The sequence below is a fragment of the Megasphaera vaginalis (ex Srinivasan et al. 2021) genome (assembly GCF_000478965.1).
Lineage (GTDB): Bacteria > Bacillota > Negativicutes > Veillonellales > Megasphaeraceae > Megasphaera > Megasphaera vaginalis.
In genome coordinates this window covers 84,364-110,789 of the sequence record NZ_AWXA01000041.1, presented here as the reverse complement: position 1 = coordinate 110,789, position 26,426 = coordinate 84,364, and the positions used below count along the sequence as shown (strand labels likewise).

Annotated in this window: 25 protein-coding genes; 11 read left to right on the top strand and 14 right to left on the bottom strand. The window is 47.8% G+C overall.

All coding sequences use genetic code 11. The annotated features are described in order from the left end of the window. Positions 1-18: 18 nt before the first annotated feature. The 9 genes from HMPREF1250_RS07310 to rpmH all read right to left on the bottom strand — a co-directional run bounded on the left by HMPREF1250_RS07310 (position 19) and on the right by rpmH (position 7,324). On the bottom strand, positions 19-1,002 hold the full coding sequence (locus tag HMPREF1250_RS07310) for a D-alanyl-D-alanine carboxypeptidase family protein (RefSeq protein WP_051356085.1): 984 nt from the start codon (positions 1,000-1,002) through the stop codon (positions 19-21). A 25-nt stretch (positions 1,003-1,027) separates the two neighbouring features. After that, the gene (gene rsmG, locus HMPREF1250_RS07305; RefSeq protein WP_023054051.1) at positions 1,028-1,741 is read right to left on the bottom strand and encodes a 16S rRNA (guanine(527)-N(7))-methyltransferase RsmG; all 714 of its coding nucleotides are present in this window, start codon (positions 1,739-1,741) and stop codon (positions 1,028-1,030) included. Next, positions 1,728-3,617 (bottom strand): tRNA uridine-5-carboxymethylaminomethyl(34) synthesis enzyme MnmG, encoded by a 1,890-nt coding sequence (mnmG, locus tag HMPREF1250_RS07300; protein WP_023053945.1) that lies wholly within the window; start codon positions 3,615-3,617, stop codon positions 1,728-1,730. Before mnmG ends, rsmG begins: the two co-directional genes overlap by 14 nt. Before the next feature lie 12 nt (positions 3,618-3,629). Continuing rightward, a complete protein-coding gene (gene mnmE, locus HMPREF1250_RS07295) occupies positions 3,630-5,009 on the bottom strand; it encodes a tRNA uridine-5-carboxymethylaminomethyl(34) synthesis GTPase MnmE (protein ID WP_023053940.1) in 1,380 nt (459 codons plus the stop codon). A gap of 54 nt (positions 5,010-5,063) precedes the next feature. Continuing rightward, positions 5,064-5,795 (bottom strand): RNA-binding cell elongation regulator Jag/EloR, encoded by a 732-nt coding sequence (gene jag / locus HMPREF1250_RS07290; protein ID WP_023054014.1) that lies wholly within the window; start codon positions 5,793-5,795, stop codon positions 5,064-5,066. After that, positions 5,792-6,433: a YidC/Oxa1 family membrane protein insertase gene (locus tag HMPREF1250_RS07285; protein WP_051356091.1), complete on the bottom strand. Its 642-nt coding sequence runs from the start codon at positions 6,431-6,433 to the stop codon at positions 5,792-5,794. The genes jag and HMPREF1250_RS07285 overlap by 4 nt, the downstream gene beginning before the upstream one ends. A 110-nt stretch (positions 6,434-6,543) precedes the next feature. Then, positions 6,544-6,753 carry a membrane protein insertion efficiency factor YidD gene (gene yidD, locus HMPREF1250_RS07280; protein WP_023054011.1) on the bottom strand — a complete coding sequence of 70 codons (210 nt, stop codon included), beginning with the start codon at positions 6,751-6,753 and terminating at the stop codon, positions 6,544-6,546. Next, the gene (rnpA, locus tag HMPREF1250_RS07275; protein WP_023053950.1) at positions 6,750-7,112 is read right to left on the bottom strand and encodes a ribonuclease P protein component; all 363 of its coding nucleotides are present in this window, start codon (positions 7,110-7,112) and stop codon (positions 6,750-6,752) included. Before rnpA ends, yidD begins: the two co-directional genes overlap by 4 nt. A 77-nt stretch (positions 7,113-7,189) precedes the next feature. Next, positions 7,190-7,324 (bottom strand): 50S ribosomal protein L34, encoded by a 135-nt coding sequence (gene rpmH, locus HMPREF1250_RS07270; RefSeq protein WP_023053961.1) that lies wholly within the window; start codon positions 7,322-7,324, stop codon positions 7,190-7,192. 416 nt (positions 7,325-7,740) lie between these two features. On the opposite strand from rpmH, the gene dnaA reads away from it, so the two are divergent. The 10 genes from dnaA to HMPREF1250_RS07220 all read left to right on the top strand — a co-directional run bounded on the left by dnaA (position 7,741) and on the right by HMPREF1250_RS07220 (position 18,374). Beyond that, positions 7,741-9,204: a chromosomal replication initiator protein DnaA gene (gene dnaA / locus HMPREF1250_RS07265; protein WP_023054036.1), complete on the top strand. Its 1,464-nt coding sequence runs from the start codon at positions 7,741-7,743 to the stop codon at positions 9,202-9,204. 214 nt (positions 9,205-9,418) lie between these two features. Continuing rightward, the gene (gene dnaN / locus HMPREF1250_RS07260; RefSeq protein WP_023053924.1) at positions 9,419-10,534 is read left to right on the top strand and encodes a DNA polymerase III subunit beta; all 1,116 of its coding nucleotides are present in this window, start codon (positions 9,419-9,421) and stop codon (positions 10,532-10,534) included. A 17-nt stretch (positions 10,535-10,551) separates the two neighbouring features. After that, on the top strand, positions 10,552-10,776 hold the full coding sequence (locus HMPREF1250_RS07255; protein WP_023054039.1) for an RNA-binding S4 domain-containing protein: 225 nt from the start codon (positions 10,552-10,554) through the stop codon (positions 10,774-10,776). A 3-nt stretch (positions 10,777-10,779) separates the two neighbouring features. Next, positions 10,780-11,889, top strand: a complete 1,110-nt coding sequence (gene recF / locus HMPREF1250_RS07250; RefSeq protein WP_023053925.1) for a DNA replication/repair protein RecF — start codon at positions 10,780-10,782, stop codon at positions 11,887-11,889. After that, positions 11,882-12,790, top strand: coding sequence for a DUF721 domain-containing protein (locus HMPREF1250_RS07245; RefSeq protein ID WP_023054024.1), 909 nt, complete (start codon positions 11,882-11,884; stop codon positions 12,788-12,790). The genes recF and HMPREF1250_RS07245 overlap by 8 nt, the downstream gene beginning before the upstream one ends. Continuing rightward, on the top strand, positions 12,756-13,025 hold the full coding sequence (locus tag HMPREF1250_RS07240; protein ID WP_023053957.1) for a hypothetical protein: 270 nt from the start codon (positions 12,756-12,758) through the stop codon (positions 13,023-13,025). The genes HMPREF1250_RS07245 and HMPREF1250_RS07240 overlap by 35 nt, the downstream gene beginning before the upstream one ends. A gap of 57 nt (positions 13,026-13,082) precedes the next feature. After that, on the top strand, positions 13,083-14,996 hold the full coding sequence (gyrB, locus tag HMPREF1250_RS07235; protein ID WP_023054041.1) for a DNA topoisomerase (ATP-hydrolyzing) subunit B: 1,914 nt from the start codon (positions 13,083-13,085) through the stop codon (positions 14,994-14,996). A 17-nt stretch (positions 14,997-15,013) separates the two neighbouring features. Then, the gene (locus HMPREF1250_RS07230; protein ID WP_023053956.1) at positions 15,014-16,177 is read left to right on the top strand and encodes a pyridoxal phosphate-dependent aminotransferase; all 1,164 of its coding nucleotides are present in this window, start codon (positions 15,014-15,016) and stop codon (positions 16,175-16,177) included. Positions 16,178-16,206: 29 nt separating this feature from the next. Then, positions 16,207-16,995 (top strand): hypothetical protein, encoded by a 789-nt coding sequence (locus HMPREF1250_RS07225; RefSeq protein WP_023053921.1) that lies wholly within the window; start codon positions 16,207-16,209, stop codon positions 16,993-16,995. Positions 16,996-17,024: 29 nt separating this feature from the next. After that, positions 17,025-18,374 carry a hemolysin family protein gene (locus tag HMPREF1250_RS07220; RefSeq protein WP_023053974.1) on the top strand — a complete coding sequence of 450 codons (1,350 nt, stop codon included), beginning with the start codon at positions 17,025-17,027 and terminating at the stop codon, positions 18,372-18,374. An 82-nt stretch (positions 18,375-18,456) separates the two neighbouring features. Here the strand turns inward: HMPREF1250_RS07220 and HMPREF1250_RS07215 are convergent, their stop codons facing one another. From HMPREF1250_RS07215 to HMPREF1250_RS10960, 3 genes are all read right to left on the bottom strand, one after another. Continuing rightward, positions 18,457-19,869, bottom strand: coding sequence for an FAD-binding oxidoreductase (locus HMPREF1250_RS07215; protein WP_023054029.1), 1,413 nt, complete (start codon positions 19,867-19,869; stop codon positions 18,457-18,459). Between the two features lie 39 nt (positions 19,870-19,908). Further along, positions 19,909-20,865: a bile acid:sodium symporter family protein gene (locus HMPREF1250_RS07210; RefSeq protein WP_023053931.1), complete on the bottom strand. Its 957-nt coding sequence runs from the start codon at positions 20,863-20,865 to the stop codon at positions 19,909-19,911. A gap of 240 nt (positions 20,866-21,105) precedes the next feature. Then, positions 21,106-21,819: a GntR family transcriptional regulator gene (locus HMPREF1250_RS10960; protein WP_023054038.1), complete on the bottom strand. Its 714-nt coding sequence runs from the start codon at positions 21,817-21,819 to the stop codon at positions 21,106-21,108. 212 nt (positions 21,820-22,031) lie between these two features. Here HMPREF1250_RS10960 and HMPREF1250_RS07200 point away from each other — a divergent pair, with 212 nt between their 5' ends. After that, complete coding sequence (locus HMPREF1250_RS07200) at positions 22,032-23,600, top strand: nitrite/sulfite reductase (RefSeq protein WP_023054006.1); 1,569 nt, start codon at positions 22,032-22,034, stop codon at positions 23,598-23,600. Positions 23,601-23,834: 234 nt separating this feature from the next. Here HMPREF1250_RS07200 and HMPREF1250_RS07195 read toward each other — a convergent pair whose 3' ends face one another. After that, positions 23,835-25,379: a nitrite/sulfite reductase gene (locus HMPREF1250_RS07195; protein ID WP_023053912.1), complete on the bottom strand. Its 1,545-nt coding sequence runs from the start codon at positions 25,377-25,379 to the stop codon at positions 23,835-23,837. A gap of 36 nt (positions 25,380-25,415) precedes the next feature. Continuing rightward, a complete protein-coding gene (locus HMPREF1250_RS07190) occupies positions 25,416-26,375 on the bottom strand; it encodes an NAD(P)H-dependent glycerol-3-phosphate dehydrogenase (RefSeq protein WP_023053996.1) in 960 nt (319 codons plus the stop codon). Positions 26,376-26,426: the final 51 nt, after the last annotated feature.

Sequence of the window (26,426 nt, the reverse complement as noted above, 5' to 3'; positions counted from 1 at the left end):
CTTGTTGTGTTTTTCATGCTATAACGCCGACTGTTGCGTATGCTGCGCCGCTGCAGCCTGTTCCGCCGCAAGTTGACTCAATGTCTGCCCTGCCGGCGCATCGCGGAGAACGTACGGATTTTCATCGCTCTTTCCCGCCGTCGCCGTAGCGAAATCGCTTCCAGATGCTCCTTTTTCTTTCAAAACGGCAAAGCCATAATCCAATAACGCCGCGGCATCGCCGAAACGATCAGAAGAATTCATTACAGCGGCGACGAGCGTCTTCCCTTCCCGCGTTGCCGAAGCAATCAGACAGGGACCACCATTATCGGTACTTCCTGTACGCACGCCGTTAGCACCCTCGTATTGGCCGGCAAGTAATTCGTTGAGCGACGTCAGCGTCTCCGTATCGCCGTCGGAATAGGTCATTTCATATGATGAACGGCTCACCAACGTACGAAAATCGCTGTTTTTCATTCCGTATGCGGCAATTTTCGCCAAATCGGCGGCAGTCGAATAATGACCGCTTTCCGGCAATCCGGAGGGATTGGTAAAATGCGTGTGCACGGCGCCGATAGCCAGCGCTTTATCATTCATTTTATCAACGAAATCACGCTGCGACGACGCCACGGTAGCGGCAATGTCCATGGCAGCATCACAGCCGCTGTACGTCATCATTCCGGCCAGCGCATTGCCGAGCGTAGCCGTTCTGTCGGCGCGAAGGCCCAGTACGGCTACGTCGCTGTCAAGTTGCGTCGATTCAGGGGCGATCGTTACGTTCCGGTCCATCTTTCCCTGTCCCAGTTCAAGGCCCAAAATGGCCGTCATCATCATGGTTGTACCGCCGGGGGATACTTGGGCATCGGCATTTTTGGCATAAAGGGCCGCACCTGTATCACAATCTGTGACATAAGCGGCAGCCGCACGGATTTCTGGCCTTTCCGGCATCGCCGCAACAGCCGTAAGAGAAGAGACAGTAAGGCAAATTACGGATAACGTGAACATTCTTTTTTTCAAAAACATTTTCTTCACATTCCTTCCTATATGATTACAACGGATTTTTGTTCGCCATTTTGGGCTTACGGGGATATTTTTTCGGACTTTCCTTTTCTTTGCGGATATAAAACACCGCCCGCTTGTCACTGATTCCGTAAAGAGAGACTGCCCTGACCACGGCGGCGGCGCCGCCGAGAACGGTCAGCGCCTTTGCCGCTTCCGCAAGTTCTTCTTCATAACGAGCTCCTTTCAGCGCAATGAAGGCGCCGCCGCACCGAACATACGGCAAGGCCCATTCGCTGAGGATGTTCAACCTGGCGACAGCTCGCGTCGTAACGATGTCGAAGGCCTCCCGGTATTCCGTACGGTGCGCTTCTTCTTCGGCTCTGCCGTGAAGAAAATGTACTCGTTCCAAACCCAACGCCGTCGTGACTTCTGCAACGAAGCGCAGTCGCTTTTGAAGGGAATCGAAAAAAGTGATCTCCAGATCAGGCCGCAAAATCGCCAAGGGAACGCCGGGAAACCCGGCGCCCGTCCCCAAATCGAGAAGCGACGCGTTTTCCGGAAACCAAACTGGTTCATAACAGGAAAGGCTGTCGGCCATATGTTTAACGGCAATCTCTTTCGGTTCCGTAATGGCCGTCAGATTCATTACTTTATTTTTTTCGACAAGCATGGCTGCAAAGGTATCAAATTGTTGCTGTTGTTTTTTTGTAAGCACAATGCCCAGCGGCGCCAATGCCGCCGTGAGTTCACATAGAAACATGTCCTTTTCCCTCCCGCTGCCGCTGTTCCAACCGAATCAGCAGCGCCGTAATGTCCGCCGGCGAAACGCCGGAAATACGGCTCGCCTGCCCGAGAGAACGAGGGCGGATTTCCGCCAGTTTTTGCCGCGCTTCGGCAGAGAGCGTCGCCAGTCCTTCATAGTCAAAATCGGGCGGCAACAGCTTTCGTTCAAAGCGGTTCATCTTTTCCACCTGTTCCAGTTGACGCGTTATATACCCTTCATACTTTATCAGAATTTCGATTTCTTCCCGAACGTCGTCAGCCAACTCGGCTAAAGGAAAATATTGCCGCAGCCGTTCATACGTCAGATCTTGACGGCGCAGCAGATCATATGCCGTCAAGCCCGTACGGATCGGCGCCGTACCTGCCGCCGCCAGTTTTTTCTGATTCTCCGCCGTCGGTGTGACGGCCAGTGATCGAAGTTCCTTCAGCGACGCCTCAACTGCCGCTTTTTTTCGACAAAAAAGATCATACCGTTCTGCCGATACCAGGCCGAGATCACGACCTTTTTGAGTCAACCGCAAGTCGGCATTGTCTTGCCGCAGAATCAGCCGATATTCGCTGCGGCTCGTCATCATGCGATAAGGCTCTTCCGTCCCTTTCGTCACCAGATCATCGATGAGAACGCCGATATAGGCTTCGGCGCGGGTCAGGATGAACGGCTCCTGTCCGGCAACCTTGCGGGCGGCATTGATACCCGCTATCAGTCCCTGTGCCGCCGCCTCTTCGTATCCGCTTGTCCCGTTCGACTGCCCGGCAGAAAACAGGCCGCTGATCTTTTTCGTTTCCAGCGACGGCGTCAATTGCAGCGGATCGAGACAATCGTATTCGATGGCGTACCCGGGACGCATGATCTTGACATCTTCCAGTCCCGGTATGGTCTGCAAAAACGCTTGCTGCACATCGACAGGCAGACTCGTACTCATTCCCTGTACGTACATTTCTTCCGTCATCAGTCCTTCCGGCTCAACGAAGAGCTGGTGTCTTCGCTTGTCGGCAAAACGGACGATCTTCGATTCGATGGACGGACAGTACCGCGGTCCTATCCCCTCTATGACACCGTTGCACATCGGCGCCCTGTCCAGATTGCGGCGAATGATCTCATGTGTCTCTTCATTCGTGAAAGTAAGCCAGCAACAGGCTTTATTCCGATTTTTCCGTTCCGAAAGAAACGAAAAGGCATGGCCTGCACTGTCTCCGTCTTGCCGGCTCATCTCGGCAGTCCGCAAGGTTCGTCTGTCGACGCGGGCCGGCGTCCCCGTCTTAAAGCGCATCAGTTTCAATCCGGCGGCGAGAAGAGACGCCGAAAGATCTTCGGCGGAACGCTGTCCCATAGGACCGCCGGAATAGACGCAGTCGCCGATGATGATCTTTCCTTTCAAATACGTCCCCGTCGCCAGTATCACGCACTTGGCGCGATATTCTTCTCCCAATTCCGTGCGCACGCCGCAAACACTGCCGCCGTCGATGACCAACTCCGTAATCATCAGTTGCCTGACATCCAGATTTTCCTGATTTTCCAACGTTTTCGTCATCACCTGCTGATACAGTTTTTTATCGGACTGCGCCCGCAAGGAATAAACGGCGGGCCCCTTTCCCGTATTCAGCATCCGCATCTGAATGCACGTTTCATCCGTATTGATTCCCATTTGTCCGCCGAGGGCGTCGATCTCTTTTACCAAGTGACTCTTGCCCGGGCCGCCGACGGCAGGATTGCACGGCATGAGAGCAATATTATCCAAGTTGAGCGTCGCCAACAACGTTGCGGCGCCCAGCCGGGCACTGGCTAAAGCCGCTTCACAGCCGGCATGGCCGGCACCGACGACGATAACATCATACGAACCTGCAATGAACATGCTTTATCCCCCTTATTTTCCCAAACAGAACCGACTGAAAATTTCCGCTGCAATATCATCGGCAACGGTATCCCCCGTAATCGACCCGAGCCGTTCCCAGGCTTCCCGAATGTCGACAATGGCGCAATCGACAGGCATGGATGAATCTATCGTCTGCCGCGCCCGCCGCAGCGCTTCTCTGCTCTGTCGAACCAGTTCAATGTGACGCGTATTGGTCAACAAGGCGCTGGTCCCTTCATGGAGCCCTTCTTCCCGGACAATACCGGTCAGATGCGCTGCCAACGCCTCCAATCCCGTGCCGTCTTTAGCGGAAACAGCAATAACGGGATACGGAAATGCCGCAAGATCCGCCGCCGTTACCTGCGCTGCCAGATCCGCTTTATTCAAGGCGATCACTGCCCGCTTTTTGCCGGCGGCAATCAGAATCTCCCGATCCGCCGCCGATAAAGGTCGCGCACTGTCAATAACGACAAGGTTGATATCGGCCTTGTCCAGATACTGCCGCGCCCTGTCGATGCCGATCCGTTCAACCTTATCGTCCGTTTCATGTATGCCTGCCGTATCGACGAGGCGGAGCGGAATACCGTTCAAGGTCGCCCATTCTTCCAAACTGTCCCGCGTCGTTCCCGGCACATCGGTGACGATCGCCCGTTCCTCGGCAAGAAGGCGATTGAGCAGACTCGACTTACCCGCATTCGGCACGCCGGCAATGGCGACAGTAATACCGTCGCGAATCATACGTCCACTTTCCGACTTTTGCAACATGACCTCTATCTTTTCTTCCATTTCCCGCAAGCCTGCTCCTATATCGGTTATGGCAACTTCTTCCAGATCTTCTTCAGGATAGTCGATCATGACCTCAATACGCGTCATAAAGTCGGCCAGTTCTTTTCGCAATTCGCCGATTAAGCCGGAAAGACGGCCTTCCAGCTGTGTCACGGCGCAATTCAAACCGGCAGCGCTCTTCGATTGAATGACGTCCATAACAGCTTCCGCCTGCGCCAAATCAATACGGCCGTTTATGAACGCGCGTTGTGTGAATTCACCTGGCGCCGCAAGCCGGACACCGCTGCGTAGCAAAAGCCCCATAATCGCCTGCAACGATTGCCCGCCGCCGTGGCATTGTATTTCAACGACATCTTCAGCCGTATATGAATGCGGCCCGTGCATCAATAACAATAACACTTCATCGATAACCGTCCCCGTTTCATCAACAATCGTGCCGTACTGAACGGAACGGTCACGCCTTTTTTCGAGCGGTATTGATGAAGCACTGTGAAACACGCCGTCAGTCAACGCAAACGAACGGCTACCGCTGACGCGGATTACACCGATACCGCTTTGTCCCGGCGGCGTCGCAATGGCTGCAATCGTATCATCCGGATCATACATAAAGGGGGCCTCCTTTCTGCAAAAAACCCGGTGCTTTGCACCGGGTTTATCTGCTCACTCTTGATAGTAAATAACGACATGACGATACGGGTCCTGTCCTTCACTTTCAGTACGAATATGCGCTTTATCTTGAAGCGCGATATGGATAATCTTTCGTTCATATCCGTTCATCGGCTCCAATACGACTTTATCGTTCTTCCGTCTTACCCGTCCTGAAAGGCGCAAAGCCAGCTGCTTCAACGTTTCTTCACGGCGACGGCGGTAATTCTCCACGTCGAGCATGACGAAATGGCGGCTGCCATGTCCCTGATTCGTTTTCAGATTCGTCAAATACTGCAGTGCATCCAGTGTCTGTCCATGTTTGCCGATAAGAACCCCCAGGTTTTCACCGTGCAGATGAAGGATAATTCGATCCTCTTTAACCATCTTTTCAATAATGACGGGAATCTTCATCTTATCCAGCACTTCCTGAAGAAAAGCTTTGGCTTCCAACGCCGCCTCTTCTGCAGGATAATCTTCCGTCGCCTCCACAGCTGTTTCCGCTGTATCTTCCGTTTCCTTTATTTCATTTTCTGCCCTATCCGTATCCGCCGCTGTTTCCGGAATTACTGCCTCTTCCTTCACCGTCAGATGAACTTTTCCCGGCTTACTGCCGAAACCCAAAAAGCCGCTGCTCGGCGCCGTTATGATTTCGACATCGACTTCGTCTTCCGTCTTACCGAGCTGAAGCAATCCGGAGCGAATGGCAGCTTCAATCGTTTTTCCTGTAGCTTCAATCGTTTTCATGCTTTTGCTCCTTTATTTTTGCCGCGAAACATAATTACCTGCTGTACCCACTGGAACACGTTGGAAATGATCCAGTAAATAATCAGACCGCTGGGAAAACTCAAACTGATCCAGCCGATAAAGCACGGCATAGCAATCTGCATAATTTTCTGCTGTTTGGCCTGCGCTTCCGACATCGCCGCCTGGCCGCCGGTCATCTGTTTTTGAATGGCAAACGTGGAAAGGGCCGATACGATAGGCAGCACATAGGTCGGATCCGACTCGCCCAGACTCGGCAACCACAGGAAACTTTGATACATCGGATCGTAAGGATATTCGCGCAATGCATAAAAAACAGCGATCAAAAACGGCATCTGAATCAATATCGGCAAACATCCGGACAAAGGATTGACACCCATCTGTCGGTAAAGCTTGCCCATTTCTTCCTGCAATTTCTTCTGATTTCCCTTATACTTCTGCTGCAATTCCTTAATTTTCGGTTGCAGCTGCTGCATACCTTCCATCGATTTGATTTGCTTCGCCGTCAACGGCGACAAAATCAATTTGATAATCAACGTCAGCATAATGATGGCAATACCGTAACTCGGATACCCCAGCGTATGCGTAAAGGCATAGCAATAATCGAGAAAGGTAGACATAATCCCGCTGAAAAAACCCAATACTCTCAACTCCTGTCCAATGAAGTAAAATTTTCGAAGTAAATCGACACAGCCTTTATTTCATCCGGCCGATTCTTGTATTGATTTCGTTACGGCACCGGATCGTAACCGCCCTTATGAAAAGGATGGCATTTCAGAATCCGTTTCACTGCTAAAAAACCGCCTTTCCATACGCCGTATTTCTGCAATGCTTCCACGGCGTAGGCGCTGCACGTCGGATAAAAACGACAGCAAGGCAGACCTAACGGGGAAATACAAAGTTGATAAAAGCGAATGAGAGCAATGCATAAGCGTTTCATTGTATCCGCTTCTTTCTCCAAACCTTGGCAAGACGCAATAAATGAAGTATATTTTTTTCCGCTTCGCCATACGATAAATGTTTTAACCTGCTGCGGCCAATCAATACCAGATCATATCCGTCGCCAATTTCAAACTGATGCAGGCGATAAACTTCTTTCATCAAACGCCGGCAGCGATTTCTTTCCACGGCACAGCCGATCTTTTTTCCCGTTACAAAACCGATGCGCGTTTTGTGCTTCGGCGAACGTGGCAGCACATAGAGAACGGCGTACCGGTTAACGACAGATTTTCCTCGCCTATATACGAGCTGATATTCTTTATTTTTACATATCTTTTTTTCTTTTTTCAACTCATACATAGACTTCTGATCCCGGCAAATAGTAGAAAAACAGAAAAATCCCTGGCGGAACTTTTCTGTTTATCGGCGAACAAAATTTACGCAGAAAGCTTCTTTCTGCCCTTCATGCGGCGTTTTTTCAAAACCATACGGCCACCTTTGGTCTTCATTCTTTCACGAAAACCGTGGGTTCTCTTTTTCCACAATGTATTCGGCTGATATGTCTGTTTCAAGTAAGACACCTCCTTCTGTCCGTAGTTATTACCATTACTTACACCATAACAGTGTAATTATACTCAATAGATAGGTTACTGTCAATTATTTCCCTTGCCGGTCCTTTACCGTCTTGCGCCATTGATTCATTAAAATTAAAAATTATGATAAAATATATTATTACTACTCATGTTCGTATACGGACTGCAAGTATTCTTCATTACAATCGTTTCCGGCCAATTCTATTCATTTATTGACAACTTTAGTGTAAAATGTGGATAGAACGAACCGGTTATCAACAACTTATCAACAAATTGTGGATAAGTTTCAACGATCACATTGCGCATATTTCAGTAACGGCCAACGCTTCTTACCAAAATTTTCCACCTTATCCACAAACACGGATTACAACATATCCCCAAGAAAGGATGCTTCCATGGAAACGACAGATCTGATAGAAATTTGGGAAGGAATATTAAGAGAATTACAAAAAAAGGTAGACCCGAAAATATATACGACGTGGTTCGAAACCTCTATTATTCCTTATATGTATCAAAACGATACGCTTATCTTGGATACGACAAATAAATTTATCTGCCTGTACATAACCAGAAAATACGGACAGTTGCTGAAAGAAACGGCAACACTCGTTATCGGCAGCGAAACGAACGTAGAGTTGATCAACAGTGAAGACAAGACGATCATTCCCGAAGAACCGGTAGCCGAAACGATTCATCACGTTAAACCGCAACAACAGCAGCCTGCCGATACGGAACCGACAGTGCAGGAAGAGCTGACACAAATCTCCTCCGTTCCATCTGCAACAACGGAACAAAGAAATACGGACACCATCAAACCGACAGGCTATACCGAATTGAACGATATGTATACTTTCGACAACTTCATTGTGGGCAACAGTAATCGTATCGCCTATTCAGCGGCTTTATCCATTGCCGAAGCGCCGGCTAAAAAGTATAATCCATTCTTTATTTACGGCGGCAGCGGACTTGGAAAAACGCACTTAATGCAGGCCATCGGTCACAGTCTGTTGGAAAAATTTCCGACATTACGACTTCATTGCATTACTAGCGAAGATTTCACCAATGACATGATCCACTCGCTACGTGATAAAAATCCTGAAAGTTTTCGTCAAAAGTATCGGAATATCGACGTCCTTTTAGTCGATGATATTCAATTTCTCGAAGACAAGGAACGGACACAGGAAGAATTTTTTCATACATTCAATACACTCTTCCGTGATCGTAAACAAATGGTTTTTACCAGCGACAGACCGCCGCAGGATATAAAAAAACTGGAAGACAGACTTCGTTCCCGTTTTCAAGGCGGTATGGTCGTCAATATCGATCCGCCAGACCTGGAAACGAGAATGGCCATTCTTTTGAGCCTGGCGCAAAAAGAACATATCGCCGTCGATAAAAAAGCTATTGACTATATCGCTTCATATATGAGTACTAACGTACGTGAACTGGAAGGAGCCTTTTTTAGAGCGCAAATGCAGGCGTCGGCGGAAAATTCACCGATTACCTTGGAAATTACACAAAAAGCGTTAAAAGAACTCGTTTCCGTCAATAATGACAAAAAATATATTACAATCGATGAAATTACTGCAACAGTCTGCCGTTTCTATAAAGTAAAATATGAAGACCTGATGAGTAAAAAAAAGACTAAAAACATTGCTTTGCCGCGACAGATCGCCATGTATCTATGCCGTGAACTGACGGAAAACACTTATCCTCATATCGGCACAGCCTTCAACGGCCGCGATCACACGACAGTCATGCACGCCTGCACTAAGATCATGAAAACGATGGAAACAGATGAACATTTCCGTGCCATGATTGAAGAACTGAAAAACAAGATAAAAAATGTGAATGCATAAGTGCATGCGTTGTCCATAGTTTGGGGACAAATATAAAAAAGTTGAAATGTGGAAAAAAGATTTTCAGTTATCCACTATTTATACACACTTGTGCATAGCCTGATAAAAGGAATAAGCAACCTTTTTCACAAATCCACAGTTCCTATTACTATTACTACTATTTTTTAACTTTCATCATTCAACTATCCATAACCGAAAAAGGGGAATCAAGAACATGAAATTACTGGTTAAAAAAGATGACTTCAATAAAGGACTCCAATCTGTACAGAAAGTAGCGCAAAACAAAAGCAACAATCTCACCTCTGAAAACGGCCTTCTCATTAAAGCGTTGAACGGCGTTATTGAAATTCAAGCCAATGACTATGACATGAGCATTAAAACGATCATTCCCGGTATAATTGAAGAAAAAGGAGAAGCTTTTTTGGCAGATCCGCATATTTTGGAACTGACACGACGTATTAACAGCGAAGAAATTACCGTATCCAAACAAGACGCCGATACGCAAATGATGATTCAAGGCGGCAACCTAAAATATCAATACCTGACAATGGATCCTGACGATTTTAATGAGGTGGAAGTCGTTGAACAGGGTTATTCGCAATTTATGACAGACAGTATTACTTTAAAAGATATGATCGAACATACCGCTTACGCTTGTGCAGCCGATTTGGCCAGGCCTATATTCACCGGCACTTTTCTGGATGTTGACGGCGCGACGATTTCCATGGTCGCCACCGATACGCATCGGTTGGCATTAAAAACAGCTGAACTTGACGCACCCGTCTCGGAAAGACTGCAGGCCGTGATTCCCAGCAGGCTTTTGAGCGAAATATCCCGACAGTTGCCGACCGATATGCCCGTACCCGTACAGATTACGGCAATCCGCAATTATCTGGCTGTCAAGTTCAGCAACGTATATATTAAGACGCGGTTGATTGAAGGCCAATTCCCCGATTACCAGCGCGTTATTCCGACTTCTTTTTCCTGCGCCGTAACCGTCAACAGAACCGAATTTACAGGCGCGGTGGAACGGGCCTCCATTGTCGCCAAAGACGCGCAGTACAATGTGATCAATTTCGTCATGGCCGACGGTCAGATCAAATTGACCAGCCAGGATCCGGATCACGGGACAGTCGAAGATTTTGTTCCTTGCAAAATGGAAGGAGAAGAATTGAGTATTTCCTTCAACGGAAAATATATCCTTGATATTTTAAAACATTGCCACGGCGATGAAATTTCGCTGCAATGTAAAGAAAACAGCCCCCTTTTGGTCAAAGATCTGGAAGAAGATCGTTGTGTCTTCGTCGTAACGCCTATGCGTACACGTTGAATGAGGAGAAGAGAGCTATGAAACAACAGGAAATAATCAGCATCAAAACGGAAACGATTCAGTTGGATCAGTTATTAAAATTGGCGAATGTTGTCGTCAGTGGCGGGCAAGTTCGTTTTCTTCTGGAAGAGCAAGCCGTTTTTGTCAATGATGAGGTTTGCACGGCCAAACGAAAACAGCTGCGTCATGGTGATATCGTTACGGTTAAAGGTGCCGGCACATATAAAATAGTCGGAGTATAGATAATGATCATTACGTCTTTGCGCCTTCATCAATTTCGAAATTACAGGGACGCCTGTTTTTCCTTTCCGCAATCTGTCGTCGTGCTGCACGGTTCTAACGGACAAGGCAAAACAAATTTGCTGGAAGCGCTGTATATGGGCAGTATCGGCAAATCATACAGGAACGGCAGCGACAATGATTGTCTTCACTGGGAAGCCGGCGAAGGCAGCATTATCATCGGTTTTCAACGGGGCGGCGTCGAAGAAGAAGTGAAAATCGTTCTTTCCAGGGAGGATAAAAAAGCAATTTTCGTTAATGGGACCAACGTCAAACATCGGGAATTGATCGGTACTTTGCAGGCAGTCATTTTTTCTCCCGATGACTTGCAGTTGATTAAGGGAAGCCCTTCGTTACGGCGCCGCTTTCTGGATATGGAAATATCTCAGGTCAGTCCGGCGTATTATAAAACGCTGCTGCAATATAATCGCTCTCTGGCACAGCGAAATTTTTTATTGAAACAGATGAAATATACCGGCAGACGGTCATTGACGGAATGGGACCGGCAGATTGCCCGGTTTGCGGCGCAGATTACGGCAAAAAGGCTGGATTCTTTGCATAAGATTGCGTTTTTGTCCGGCGTTATTCACCGTCGACTGACCGGGAGCAGTGAAAATTTATCGCTTTCTTATATGCAGCCGTATGTTGAAGACAGCAGACGGCATGAAGGACAGAGAAGAGATGAAGAATGGTATTTTTCCCTGCTTCAACATAACCTGGATGCCGATATTCAGCGCATGTCTACATCTGTCGGCCCGCATCGTGACGACCTGGTGTTTGCTGTCGACGGCGCCGAATTGAAACGATACGGCTCGCAGGGACAGCAGCGTACGGCTGTCTTGGCGTTGAAAATGTCGGAATTGGAATATATCAAGTCGGAAAGCGGTGAATATCCTGTACTGTTATTGGATGATGTCATGAGCGAGCTTGATCAGAAGCGGCGGCAAGGATTGTTGGATTTTGTGCGCAGTCGGATACAGACGTTTATTACAACGACGGAGCCGGGAATGTTTCAAACCGTAAAGGATTGCCGTTTTATCGGTATCGAACGGGGAAAGGCGGTGCAGCGTGACTGAAAAAAAGAATGTCTTGAAACCGGCAGGCCTTTCGATTCCTGCCGTTTTGTCCGCGCACCATCTGTTGTTGCCGTATCGTTTACAGCAGGCAAAGGCGAACTGGGCTGAAATCATGGGAGAACCAATCGCCAAATATTCCTACATATGCGGTTTTCAGGATACGACGGTTACCGTTGCCGTTTTAAATTCCGTTTGGATGAATCAGCTTTTCATGTTCAAAGAGAGTATCCTTATCAAATTGAATGAGTTTATCGGTGAAGCGTATTTACAAGACGTCAGTTTCAGAAAAAGCGGAAAAAAGCCGAAAAAAATCGTTTATGAATGGAAAGACGGTGAAGCAGAAGCGTATATTCCGAAGGGAACGCTCAAAAATATCGCTTTAGATGCAACGCTGTTTGACAAGATCGAAAAAGAAACTGCCGTTGCGGAAAGAGGAATCAGAGATAAAATCATTCGATTGCGCTGTTTGCAGGAAAGAAGAAAAATTCTTTATGGCAATGCCGGCTTCAAAAAGTGCCGTTCATGTGGTCGCTGGATCGAAAACGGTGAGGAAAGATGTCGTTTTTGTAAAGCTGAAGAGAAGAGAAAGCAGCAAGTCGCCATACGGTCTCTGTTGGAAGATATGCCTTGGCTCAAATGGGACGATATAAAAAAAGGCGATTTTTTTTCCCCGTGCAAAGTATTTGAAGAAAACTATAATACCGTACGCCGGAATATGATTTATCAGTTGATCGATAAGGTGTATCATGGTTATGACAGAGAAGATGAAGATCTGGTTCTGGCCTTATTGATCACACAAAAAGAGCCGGCAGCGTTATCGGTATCGTTTATTCAAAATTTAGTTGCCAAATACAGGAGAAAAGAAGATGTATCTTCATATCGGCGGCAATCAAATGATTAGTGTCGTGTCTATTATTGCCTTATTCAAAAATCACCCGACGAAGTCCATTAAATCCAATCCGCTTTTGCAACATGCGAGGCCTTTCGTATTGGCAGGTAATTGCCGGCGCGAAGATGTTCGTTCCTATGTGCTTACGGAATATTGCCTTTACGGTTCGCCCATTTCTTTGGAAACCCTTGTCAAACGCTATTGTCATATATTTGAGAAGCATGTTGATGCTAATGGACGGAATTAGTCATGACCGCATAAATAGAGTATAATAATATAATTAAGGTAGAGGAGGAATCCATTCATGTCGGAAGACAAAAAAATAGATTACGGTGCAGAACAGATACAAGTGTTGGAAGGGTTGGAAGCCGTTCGCAAGCGACCCGGTATGTATATCGGCAGTACCAGCCTGCGCGGTCTTCATCATCTGGTTTATGAAGTTGTCGATAACAGTATTGATGAAGCGCTGGCAGGATACTGTACCCATATTGAAGTGGTTATTGAAGAGGATAACAGCATTACCGTCGTGGATAACGGCCGTGGCATACCGGTGGCCATGCATAAAGTCGGCAGACCTGCCGTTGAAGTCGTTTTGACGGTGCTCCATGCAGGCGGTAAGTTCGGCGGCGACGGGTATCCTATTTCAGGCGGCCTGCACGGCGTCGGTATTTCCGTTGTCAATGCGCTCAGCATCTGGACTAAAGTGGAAGTGAAGCGTGACGGCTATTTATGGCAAATATCTTTTGCCCGCGGCCTTACGGACAGTGAGCTGAAAGCGGTACGCCCTCTGGAGAAAGGGGAAGAAACGGGAACGCGTGTATCTTTTAAACCGGATCATGCCATTTTCCCCGATATCGTCTACGATTTTGATACGCTGAAAATTCGTCTCCGCGAGTTGGCCTTTTTGAATAAAGGACTTCATATTACGCTTTCCGATAAACGCTCCGGCAAGACCGAAGTATATTGTTATGAAGGCGGTCTCGTTTCTTTCGTTCGTTTTCTAAATGAAAATAAAGAGGCCGTTAATCAGACGGTGGTCAGTCTGGAAGGAAATAAAAACGACGTTATTGTTGATTTGGCAATGCAATATAATGACGGTTACAGCGAAAATATATTGACCTTCGTCAATGATATTTTTACGGAAGAAGGCGGCACACATTTGAGCGGTTTCCGTTCCGGCTTAACGCGTACTGTCAACGATTACGGACGTTCTGCAGGCATTATTAAAGAAAATGAGGAAAATCTTTCCGGTGAAGACGTTCGGGAAGGGTTGACAGCTATTGTCAGCGTTAAAGTAAGGGAGCCCCAATTCGAAGGGCAGACGAAGACGAAACTCGGTAACAGCGAAGTTAAGGGAATCGTCGACACCGTTATTTCCGACGGATTGAAGGAATTTTTTGAAGAGCATCCGGGTGAAGCAAAAAACATTATTAACAAGACGATTTCTGCTGCCAGAGCCCGTCAGGCTGCTCGTCGCGCCAGGGAATTAACGCGCCGTAAAAATGCCTTGGAAATCAGCAGTCTTCCCGGAAAATTGGCCGATTGTTCCGAAAAAAATCCGGAACAGACGGAAATTTATCTCGTCGAAGGCGATTCTGCCGGCGGTTCTGCAAAACAGGGACGGGATCGGCGTTTTCAGGCTATTTTACCGCTTCGCGGTAAAATTATCAATGTCGAAAAAGCCCGTCTTGATAAAATTTTGGCCAATGAAGAAATCCGTTCCATGATTACGGCATTCGGCACCGGTATCGGGGAAGAATTCGATATAACGAAACGCCGTTATGATAAAATCATCATCATGACCGATGCCGACGTTGACGGCGCTCATATTCGCACGCTCCTTCTGACGTTTTTTTACCGCTTCATGAAACCGCTGATTACGGAAGGTCACGTATATATTGCACAGCCTCCGTTGTATCAGGTTCGTAAGGGCAAATCGTTCTGGTATCTTTATACGGATGAGGAACTGAAGGACAAATTACATGAAACTGGCAATGATAACGTAGTTGTACAGCGTTATAAAGGTCTCGGCGAAATGAACCCGGAACAGCTTTGGGAGACGACGATGGATCCGGCATATCGGACGATGCTCAAAGTGCACTTGGAAGACGCTATTGAAGCGGATCGTATTTTTTCCGTTTTAATGGGTGATAAAGTGGAGCCGCGCCGGCAGTTTATCCAGGAAAATGCAAAAAAAGTCCGCAATCTTGATTTATAGTATAAAGGAGACGCTGTATGCCGAATATATCTGAAAAAATAAGACTTTTTTCCCCTTCTGTCATTGCTCATATGTCTCATCTTTCGGAACAGTTCGACGCTGTTAATCTTTCCGAAGGATTTCCTGATTTTCCGCCGCCACAGGCTATTACGGACAAACTGGCAATGATTGCCGCCGCAGGTCCGCACCAATACAGTCCGGACAGCGGCGCTGCCAATTTCCGACAAGCGTTGGTTGCTTGTCGGAAGCAGTTTACGGGACAGGAAATTGACGCTGAAAAAGAGATCGTCGTTACCTGCGGCGGTACGGAAGCGATCATGACAGCGGTGATGACGGTAGCCGATAAGGGAGATAAGATTATTATCTTTTCCCCTTTTTACGAAGCTTACGGCACCGATATTCTCTTAGCAGGGGCAGAACCGCTCTATGTCCATTTGAAACGACCTGATTTTTCCTTTGATCCTGACGAATTGGAAAATGCTTTTAAGCAGCATCCGAAGGCGATCATTCTTTGTAATCCGTCCAATCCTTGCGGTAAAGTATTTACTGCAGAAGAATTGACGTTTATTGCCGATTTGACAAAAAAATATGATACCTTTGCCATTGTCGATGAAGTTTATTCCCATATCGTATATGAGCCTGCTGTTTATACGTATTTATCGGCGCTGCCGGGAATGTATGAACGGACGATTCAATGCAGTTCTCTTTCGAAAACGTATTCCATCACGGGTTGGCGCATCGGGTATATTATTGCGTCGCCTGACGTCATTGTAGCGGCTAAGCAGATTCACGTCTATTTGACGATCAGCGCGCCGAGTCCGCTTCAGGAAGCGGCTATTGCGGGGCTGCAGTTCGGTCAGGAGTATTATGACGAGCTGCTGTCTTTTTATACCAGAAAGCGGCAGATACTGATAGATGGTTTGGATCGTTTGCAAATTCCGCATAATATTCCGCAAGGCGCTTTTTATTTGCTTCTGGATATTCAAGATTACGGCTACGAAAGCGACGTGAAGTTCGCCGAAGACTTAGTTGAAAAAATAGGCGTCGGCGCCGTGCCGTGTTCTTCTTTTTTTGACGATCATGTGCAAGATTATGTACGGCTCCATTTCGCCGTAAAGGATGAAACGCTTTATGCGGCATTGAATCGTTTTGAAGACATGAAGAAAAAATTACACCTGTAAAGGAAAAGTGTAGGAAAGGAGCGTTCCCCGTGAAATTGAAAATACTCTCTGTTACCGTTGTTTTTTTCATCGCCTTCGGCACGGCTGCGGCTATGGCTATGGCTGATGATCAGGCCGCTTCGGAAAAGAATGGCGAAAATACCGTATCTGTCGTACAGACCGATCCGGCCATGTATTTGGATCAGCCGGAAAAGTATTATCTCATGAAGGGGAAAACCTTTGACACGATTACCTCTCTGTTGGACAAGTTGCCTGCAGCCGATACGGGGCTCATTCCCGGTCAGCAATATTATCGCATTAATAAAGATCTGATCGACGATTTTTTCTATGCCGTTCACGCCTATGATACGGTACGGCATCAGCAGACGGGCAGTTTTTTAGCGGCGAAAGACGGCAGCTGTGTTTGGCGCACCGGCAAGACATCTGCTGAAAGCAAACTGCTATGGGGAACGGCGGAAACGTTGATGCGAAAAGTCGATTTTTCCGTTTCTCCGAAAAAAATACCTCTCGGCTCCATCGGTACCGTCCATGTTTCTGTACCGGGAGCTCTTCCTTATGACGTTTCGCTGACAAGTTTGAACACGACTGTTGCCGAAGTTACGGAACAAAATCTGATTCGGCCGAAGTCTGCGGGGAAAACGACGATTGTTGCCGCCATTACCGTAGGCGGCCTGCAAAAGAACGTTGCCAAGGATATTCGCGTTGTCAATGACGTTGATGACAGCAATGGCGGCGCTTATTTCCCCAGTATCGGCATCGGCATTGGTATCGGCCACCATCATCACGGCGGTATCAGCATCGGTATCGGCGGTTGGTAATACGGATGTAAAAGGAGACGTGATTTGCAGTGGAGTTTTCACTGGGCAAACAATTTTTGGTTATCGTTTTGCTGACAGTCGGCAACGGCATTTTTTCCATGCTGGAAATGTCCATCGTCAGTTGTCATCAAAGCCGTCTGGAAGCTTTGTCGGAAGAGGGGAACAAATCGGCCGACATCGTTTTGAAGCTGCGGGAAAATCCGAATAAAATGTTTTCTACCGTTCAGTTCGGCATGACCTTGGTGAGTTTGCTTACCGGTGTTTACGGCGGTACGGAGATGGCCGGCCCTATGTCCGAATACGTAGCCATGGTACCTGCTTTTGAACCGTATGCCTACACGATCAGCTTGACGACGATCATCGTTATCATCACGTATCTGACCTTGATTCTCGGCGAGCTCGTACCGAAGCGGATCGCCATTGACAGTCCCGAGAGGATCGCCTGTTTTTTGGCGCGTATTATGCTGTATTTTTCTTATGTCTGCACGCCTCTGGTTTGGTTTCTTTCCGCTTCGACGGCTGCCGTGACAAAGCTCATCGGCGCTTCCGATCCGGAGATTTTGCCGGTAACGGAAGATGAGATCCGTCTCCTGCTGAAACAGGGAGCCGAACTTGGTGCTTTTGAAAAGGAAGAACCGAAGCTTGTGGAACGCGTTTTCCGGCTGACCGACATGAATGTCGGCGATATTATGACCAACCGCGCCCAAGTAGATTGGATCGACTTGGAAGATACGGAAGAAACGATTATGAAAGAACTCGGTTATTATCACCATTTGAACCTTCCCGTCGGCAAAGGGTCGCTCGATCATTTTCTCGGCATGGTGTCTCTTAATGATGTTTTCCATCAATACTACGTCTGTATCGCGAGAGGAAGGAAAACGCCGCTGACGACTATTTTAGAACGGAATATTCGCCGGCCCGTTTATGTTCCCGAGTCGATGGATATCATGAAGATCGTTCACATCTTTCAGGATAAAGGCGTACACGAAGCGGCAGTTCTTGACGAATACGGGAATTTCAGCGGTATCCTTACGGTTCATGATATTTTGGAAGAGCTTGTCGGTATCATGCCTGTCGGTGAAGAAGAAAAGGCGGAAGAAGCGAACCGCATCATTCGCCGTAAAGAGAATGAATGGCTTATGGACGGACTGCTGACGATTGAAGAATTTAAGGACCACTTTGAACTGGAAGAAGAAATGCCCGGTGAAGAGGAAGCGCTTTATAAGACCTTGGCAGGATTTGTTACTTACGGCATCGGTCGTATTCCGAAAGAGACGGATATATACGAATGGGAAAATTTCCGCTTTGAAGTCGTCGATATGGATAATCTCCGTGTCGACAAAGTATTGGTGACGAAGATCCCGATGAAAGAAGAATAGCGTGTATAACAACAAGAACCCCATTCCGAAAAGAATGAGGTTCTTGTTGTTTAGAAGTGATTGTAATGAACAAGGAGATGAGTTATTCATCATCCAAGTCGATGATTTTGGAAGGATTTAAAATATTGTTCGGATCGAGCGCGCGTTTGATGGCTTTAATCAGCTGTAATTCTCCCGGAGGCGTGCAGCGTTTGAAATCATGAAGCTTTTTATATCCTATGCCGTGTTCTCCCGACATTTTTCCGCCTAAGGCGTATACTTCGGCAAATAAGTCTTTATGGAAGTCCTGTAATTTGTGAAGCCAGTCTTCCGGTGAAATACCGTCTTTATTCAGCGGCAGGACATGAATGTTGCCATCGCCTATATGCGCCGAAGTTACGGCGAAAATGTTGTGCTTTTCTTCGAGAGCCGGTAATTTTCCTGTGATTTCCGGAATTTTTTCCAAAGGCACGACGAAGTCTTCGGCGGCGTACATGATATCGATATCGCGGGCCGCTTCGGCAAATTGACGGCGGCAGCCCCAGATGCGGTCATCTGCCTGAATGACGTCGACAGCGCCCATGGCGTCGCAAAGATCGCTGATTTTTTCCATCTTTTTATCCAATTCGTCGGGGTCGAAGGTTTCGACAGTGATGATGACATAACAGCAGCCTTCTTCAATGTGAGGCAGCGTGACTTTGCAGAATTTGCTGCACATGGTCAGTGCTTTGTTGTCCATATATTCGATACTCGTCGGTTCGATGCCGGCTTTCAGAATCTTATTCGGCAGAGCAAAGCCCTGGTCATCGTTCTTGAAAATAGCAACGAGGTCGAATTTATGGGGCGGCAGAGGACGCAGCTTCAACGTTGCTTCCGTTACGATGCCGAGGGTTCCTTCACTGCCGCAGATAAGCTGCTCCAAGCAATAACCTGTAGAACATTTCTGCAATCTTGCGCCGACGTCGACGATTTCTCCTGTCGGCGTGACGATCTTCATCCCGTAGATTTGATTGCGCGTAGTACCGTATTTAACGGCTTTATTGCCGCCGGCGTTAGTCGCAATATTACCGCCTATTTGGCAACTGTCGGCGCTGCACGGGTCACCGGCATAAAGCAGACCGTGCTGTTTGACTTCCTGCTGAATGACGCTGGTGCGGACGCCGGTCTGTACGACGGCATACATGTTGTCGGGATCGATTGTAATGATTTTGTCCATGCGATCCAGTTCCATGACGATGCCGTGATGAACGGGGATCGCACCGCAGGCGACGCCGGATCCGGCTGCGCGGGGCGTAATCGGAACGAGGTACTTATTGGCTAATTTGACAACTGCCGCCACTTCTTCCGTCGTCTTAGGAAAAACGACGACTTCCGGCGTCGTAAACCAATAGGGATTGCCTTCTTCGTCCGTTTTGTAAGTATCCAGTTTTTCCGGATCGGTCGTCACGCCTTTTTCCCCTACTATACGGCGTAATTCATCAAGTAATTCCTGTGATACTGCATTAAATTTTGTCATGATACGTCACTCCTTTGTGTACGATAAACGATGATGTTTTTATGATAGTTCCGGCGCCGGTTGGTCTTGATTCGGCGTTTTATTACCCCAAAGAGAAGCGATGAAAGAACAGAATACTGTTGTCCAAACGACGCCGATGGCGCCGGGAATTGCCGACATGGGATCAAAATAGGTGATGCCTAATGTGACGGCGAGTGCCGTGTTTTGTACGCCGACGTCGAAGGTCAGGGCTTTTCTTTTAGCGATGGGCATGCGCAGTAATTTTGATATGATAAAGCCGATCGACAGGCCTACGGCGGTATATAAAACGAGACTCAGCGCGGCGACGCCGGCGACGGTCTGCAATCGTTCGACGTTGAGGGAAACACAAATCATGATGATCGTCACGATGGCGGCGACAGTAACGAGAGGAACGCCTTTGGAAATGACGGGCATCTGCTTGGAAAATACCTTGTTAATCATGATCCCCAGAACGATGGGGACAATGACGATCTTGATGATACTCAAAAAAAGGCCGACAGCGTCGATGGACATGTATTTGCCGACGTAAAACAGAAGCAGCGACGGCATGATGACCGGCGCCAGCATGGTGCTCAGGCTGGTGATCGTAACGGACAGTGCTTTATCTCCTTTAGCCAGGAAAGTCATAACATTGGAAGAGGTTCCAGTCGGTGTGCAGCCGAGGAGCACCATGCCGACAGCCAGCATCGGTGACAGACCCAACAGTTTACTGATCGCCAGGCCGACCAGAGGCATGCAGACATACAGTGTAACGACACCGATAATGACGTCTTTCGGCCGCGTGAAGACGAGCTTGAAATCGTTCGGCGTCATGGAAAGGCCCATGCTCAACATGATGATGCCCAAGAGAAATGAAATCATGCCGCCGAACGGTTTGAACGGCGCCGGGTTGAGATACGCAAGCACAGCGGCAATAATAACCCAGAGCGTCACGTACTTCGTAATAAACTTGACGAATTTTTCGAATGAAGACATATCTTCTCCCTCCTTAGGATTTTGGAAAACCGTAGATGACGGTAAATTATAAGCATAATTTTTCCGAACACTTCGTATGCATAAATCGTAAGATAAAATAATGTTTGCGTCAAAAAAAGTGCAATTGTAAGAAATTGAAAAGAAACTAAGCGTTTAAGTGTATAAAATATAATGCAAAACACCGATACTATACGTATTTTTCAGTATAGTATCGGTGTTTATTAAAAAACACAGGAAATATTAGAATAAATTTTCTATTTTAAAAACTCGTTGGAATTTACTTTGTGAAATGGCGATGTGGCGGCGCATGACGGCTTCGGCAATAATCTTATCGCCTATTTTCAGGTTATTGCAGACGATCATATGCTCATTGCCGATAATATCGTAAAAATCGTGGGGCGGATCGTAGAGCAAATAACTGCGATAACGGAACAGTTTGTATTTAAGCGCTTCGTAAATTTGTTGCAGTAAAAGATTATTGGAATATTCGATTATCTTACTGTGAAAAGCATATTCCAGTCTCATAATATCGCTATAATAAGCGTGCGATACGCCGGATAATTTAGCTTTTTTGGCAACAGATTTTTCTTCGCTGGCAAGAGCGTAGAGGATATTCAACCGTTCTTCCGTCAAGTTGGATACGGCCTGTCCGGCTGCATAGGGTTCAATAAGATAAGAGATATCCATCGCATCGTCATATTCTTTGCGAGTAAAAGAAGCGACGTGATATCCTTTATTTTTTTCGATAAAATTGTTTTCCGCCAGTTTTTCCAACGCCGATTTAACAGGTGAACGACTGACGGCCAATTCCTGGGCGATAGTACTTTCCGTCAGCCGTGAACCGGGGCAGATGTGAAAGCTGAGTATTTCCTGGAGCAAGATATCGTATACGATATCGTTCAGCGATTTAAAGGGGTTTTGATTTCTCATGGTTTCGATTTCTTGTGGATTCATTAAGAGAACCTCCTTTCCGAGATGGTTGCTTGACAGCTATTGCCGGTCGGGAAAAACATTAATGATATAAAACAGCGGAGATTGGGGCTGCGAAAACAAGTTATGATATTCACAAGGAAAATAAAGCGTGGTATTCTGTAAACGGTACGGAAAACAATTGTTGTCGCAGGAAACATGCTTACATACATAAAATGAACAAAGGAGCGTTTATTATGGCAGGAATATCGGAAGCGTTGAAACGGGATCTGATCGCAGATTTGCCTGTTTTCAAAGAAAATACAAGAAAATTTTATGCAAAGGAAATCGCCGTTAATCAGTACAAAGGCCTGTCCGGTCCATTCGGTAGTTACGCTGAACGCGGCGCCGCTACGGGCATGTCGCGGTGGCGTTTTCCGGCCGGTATTATCAATCATGGGCAACTGTCTTTTCTGGCTGCAGCTATTCGGCGGTATCATTTAACGGATATTCATTTTACGACAGGTGAATCGATACAGTTCCATCACTTGGACGGAGATACGATTGTCCGTCTTTTTCAGGAATGTTATGACCACGGTATTTATAACCGCGGCGGCGGCGGAGACCATCCGCGAAATGTTGTCGCGCCTCCGTTGCGCGGCATTGATCCGACGGAAACCTGGGATATTTCTCCTTACGTAACGGCGGCTTCCGAATACAGTTTGACCTTAGTCAAAGGGATAAGGCTTCCCAGAAAATTAAAAAATGCTTTTTCCAGCGGCGCAGATAACCGGGCTCATGTGACCTATAAAGATATGGGCTTTAAAGGACTGGACGACGGTACGTTCGATATTTTTGCCGCCGGCGGCTTGGGACCGAATCCCAAAATGGGCGTTCAAGTTGGCAGTCACGTAGATCCGGAAGAAATTTTGTACTACATCAAGGCGATGGCCATGCTGTTTTCTACGTACGGAGATTACAACAAAAGAAGTCATGCCCGTACGCGGTATTTGCAGGAGATTCTCGGCGGCGCAGACGCATTCAGAGAAAAATTTTTGACATTCTTGCAAAAAACAAAAGAGACGGAGAAGTTGACGATTGATCCGGCGTTGTATTGCCATGCCGTCCATAAAACGGGCGTGCCTGACGATACGCTTAGCGGGTACCGGGTGGGAAGACAGAAACAGGAAGGACTGTATTATGTCCTGTACCATCCGACCGGCGGCAATCCGGCGCAGGCCGATTTCCTGTCTTTGTTGGATTACCTCAGCACGCTGGCGGAAACGGAAATACGATTGTCTCCCGATGAGGGCGCGTACATTGTCAATCTGACGGCCGATGAAGCTCGGCAGGTCCTCGCGCTGACAGAAGACGGTGCGAAAAATTCCTTTGAAGCATCCGTGTCCTGTATTGGCGCGGCCGTTTGCCAGGTGGGCCTGCAAGACTCGCAGGGCCTTTTGGGAAAGATAGTTGCGGCTGTTAAGGCTTCCGGCATCGACTCATCCGTCTTACCGCAACTGCGCATTTCCGGCTGCCCTTCGTCGTGCGGCGCACATCAGGCCGGCACGATCGGGTTTTACGGTTTCGTGAAGAAAACGGTTGACGGCATGGTGCCGGCCTTTGTCCTGACGACGGGCGGATCGGAACGATTCGGCAGCGAAAAATTTGGAGAAAAAGCGGCTGTCATTGCGGCAACAGAGATTCCCGCATTTATCGTCAACCTTGCCGGCCGATTGAAAAGAGACGGCGCTGTTGATTTTTCCTCCTGGCTGCAGGCGCACGAAGACGACTTTTTATTGCTGGCGAAAGAATTTGAAGCAAAGTAACGTTGACGTCTTCTGCCGATATTAAGTATACGATAGACAAAATTCAAAAATTTTTCAATATAAACTATCGATAAATTTGATAAGTATTATTCAACAATGGATCCGCTTTTTGACGGATCCATTGTTTTTATATGGAAACGATCGGGAGACAGCGTTGCATCGGAATATGAAAAACGCTGCTCCGTCGAACGATTGTCAGCGTGTCGGCGAGGAGCAGCGTACAAGGCGGTATCTCTACGCGAAAGTCATGACGAGATCAGCGAATGCGGTCTCGTGGTCAGCGTACCAAGCGGCAAAGGGTTTGTTTTCTTTATTCAGAAGACAGGCCAGCGCTTCCAAAAAAAGAGGCAGATTTTTTTCCGTCATAATGCCGATTTCTTGAGAAAACCGTTCTTCCCCTTGTTCATAAGAGCCGTTGACGAGGACGGCAAACGCCGGCTGCGGACTGTCGTCAATACGTTTTACGGCGCCGCGCAGGCCGATGGCGCCGATCTGTTGCGTGCCACAGGAAAAGTGGCAGCCCGACAAATGCATTTTCGGCAAAAATTTCGTGTCGATCTTTCTGTCACGAAGGGTGGTGATGAGCGTATGCAGCAGCGTTTGGGAATCGCGTATACCCATTTGACAGATAGCGGCTCCGATGCAGGAGACGGAGCTTTCAAAATCGTCGTTTGCGTTGTCCGCGGCTGTCAGCGCCGCGACGTGTTTCGCTTCCGCAGCGGTCAGATTGACGATATACAGGGATTGGTCCGAATTGATTCGGATTTCCGCGTCCTGTATTGCGGCGAGGTAATCGCAGAGGGAAAGCAACGTTTCCCGCTGCGGTTCGCCGCATAAGGGCTTGTAATTGATATAATAGAGCCCTTTTTGCTTTTGGGCTTTTATCCGCCTGTTTTTCGGCGCCTGTCCGTCAGCTCCTTCTTTAGCAAGGGGAACCGCTTTTTCGGCATGAGGAAAGGTCTTCTTTTGGGAAAGGGCCAGGAAGGTTTGGAAAAGAGCGATAAATTTGTCCTGACCGAGGCTGGCGGGGAGATAGCGACTTCTGGCTCTGGAATGGATCTTTCGCTCGCCGTAACGACTGTAAAGAGCGAGCATGGCATCCAGGTAGCGGAGGCAGTCGTCGCCGTCTATGTGCGTACCGACGCGGATGCCGCGTTGCGGATTGGGGCCGAGACCGCCGGCGGCATATACGTCGAAAGTGCCGTCACGATTGGCTGTAAATCCCAGATCCCGCAGGGTGGCGTGACTTTCATTGTCCGCGCCATTGGTGAAGGCGATCTTGAACTTGCGCGGCAAGTCCAGTTCAAAAAAGTGATCATATTGATATTGCTGCGCCAAATCGACGTAGGGGCTGATGTCCAGATATTCATTTTTGTCGACGCCGCGGAGCGGACTCGCCGTAATACTGCTGAAGTGATCGCCGCCGCTGCCGAGACAGTACACGCCGTGAGCCGGACTTTCCTGGAAAATCGACAAAATTGATTTTCCCGAAAGGTGATGGAACTGTATCGATTGTCCCGTCGTCAAATGAATTTTTTCGATGGCATATTTTCTGATAGCAGACGCCACATAGAGAATCTGTTCTTTCGCGAGTTTGCCTGACAAAAAGCGAAGCCGCACCATTGCCCGTTCTCCGCCGCGCTCGGCATAACTGCCGAAGGACCCGGAAATGCCTTTGTATTGGATCGGCGCCATTTCTTTATGGAAAAAAGCGTCACAATTTTCTTTAAAAAAGGGAAATGCTTTTTGACTGATTTCTGCAACATACGTATTTTTCATAAAAATACTCCTTATCGACCATCATGAAACCGGCGGTCATTCTTTTTTTATGGAACGCAGGAAGAGCTGATTCAGTTCGTCAAAGGGATTTTTTTTGTCGTGGACGATTTCATATACAGTACGGCTGATCGGCAGTTCTATGTCGTATTGACGCGACAGGTCCATAAGCGCTTCCGCCGTATAAACGCCTTCTGCCAACTTGCCGAAAGGCTTGCCGCTGATAAAGTCTTCGCCGAAACGGCGGTTATTGCTGTGCCTGGAAAAAAGAGTCGCTTCATAGTCGCCCAGATGACTGAGACCGTAAACGCTCATGGCGTTGCCGCCCATGGCCTTGATCAAACAGGCCAGTTCATGTGTTCCTCTGGCCATGAGCGCTCCTTTGAGACTGCTGTAACCGACACCGTCAAGCATGCCGGCAGCGATTCCCATGACATTTTTCGCAGCGGCGCCGATCTCGACGCCCAACAAGTCGGAGCCGTAATAAAAGCGGATGAGGGATCCTGAAAAGATGTTGACCAACATTTTCGTCAGCTCTTTATTTTTAGAGGCCATGAGCATGCAGTTCGGCATGCCGTTAATAAAATCTTCCACATGGCCGGGACCGACCCAGACGGAACAGGGAACCTGGGGTCCCAATTCCTCTTCAAATACCGTTGAAAGCCGTTTACCGCTGCCCGTTTCCAAACCTTTCATAGCCAGAATAAAGGGCATTCGCAGCGCGTTGCCGCTCCCTTTTAACTGACTTGTGAAGGCGCGCAGCTGCTGTGCGCTGATCGAAATGATGCAGATATCGGCGCCTTGCAATGCTGTCGCCAGGTCGGATGTCAGCCTGATATCGGGCGGCAGCTGTAAATAATCATTTTTTCGCGTTGCTATCAGCTCCTGCAGGCGAGCGGAACCGCAGCGTCCCCACAGGGTGACATGATGTCCGAGGGAATGGGCGTACCAAGCGTGAAAAGAACCCCAGCGGCCGCAGCCCAGGACGGTAATATTCATAGTCGGACCTCCTTTTCTTGTTTTATTTATTATAGCATAGTGAAAAAAACG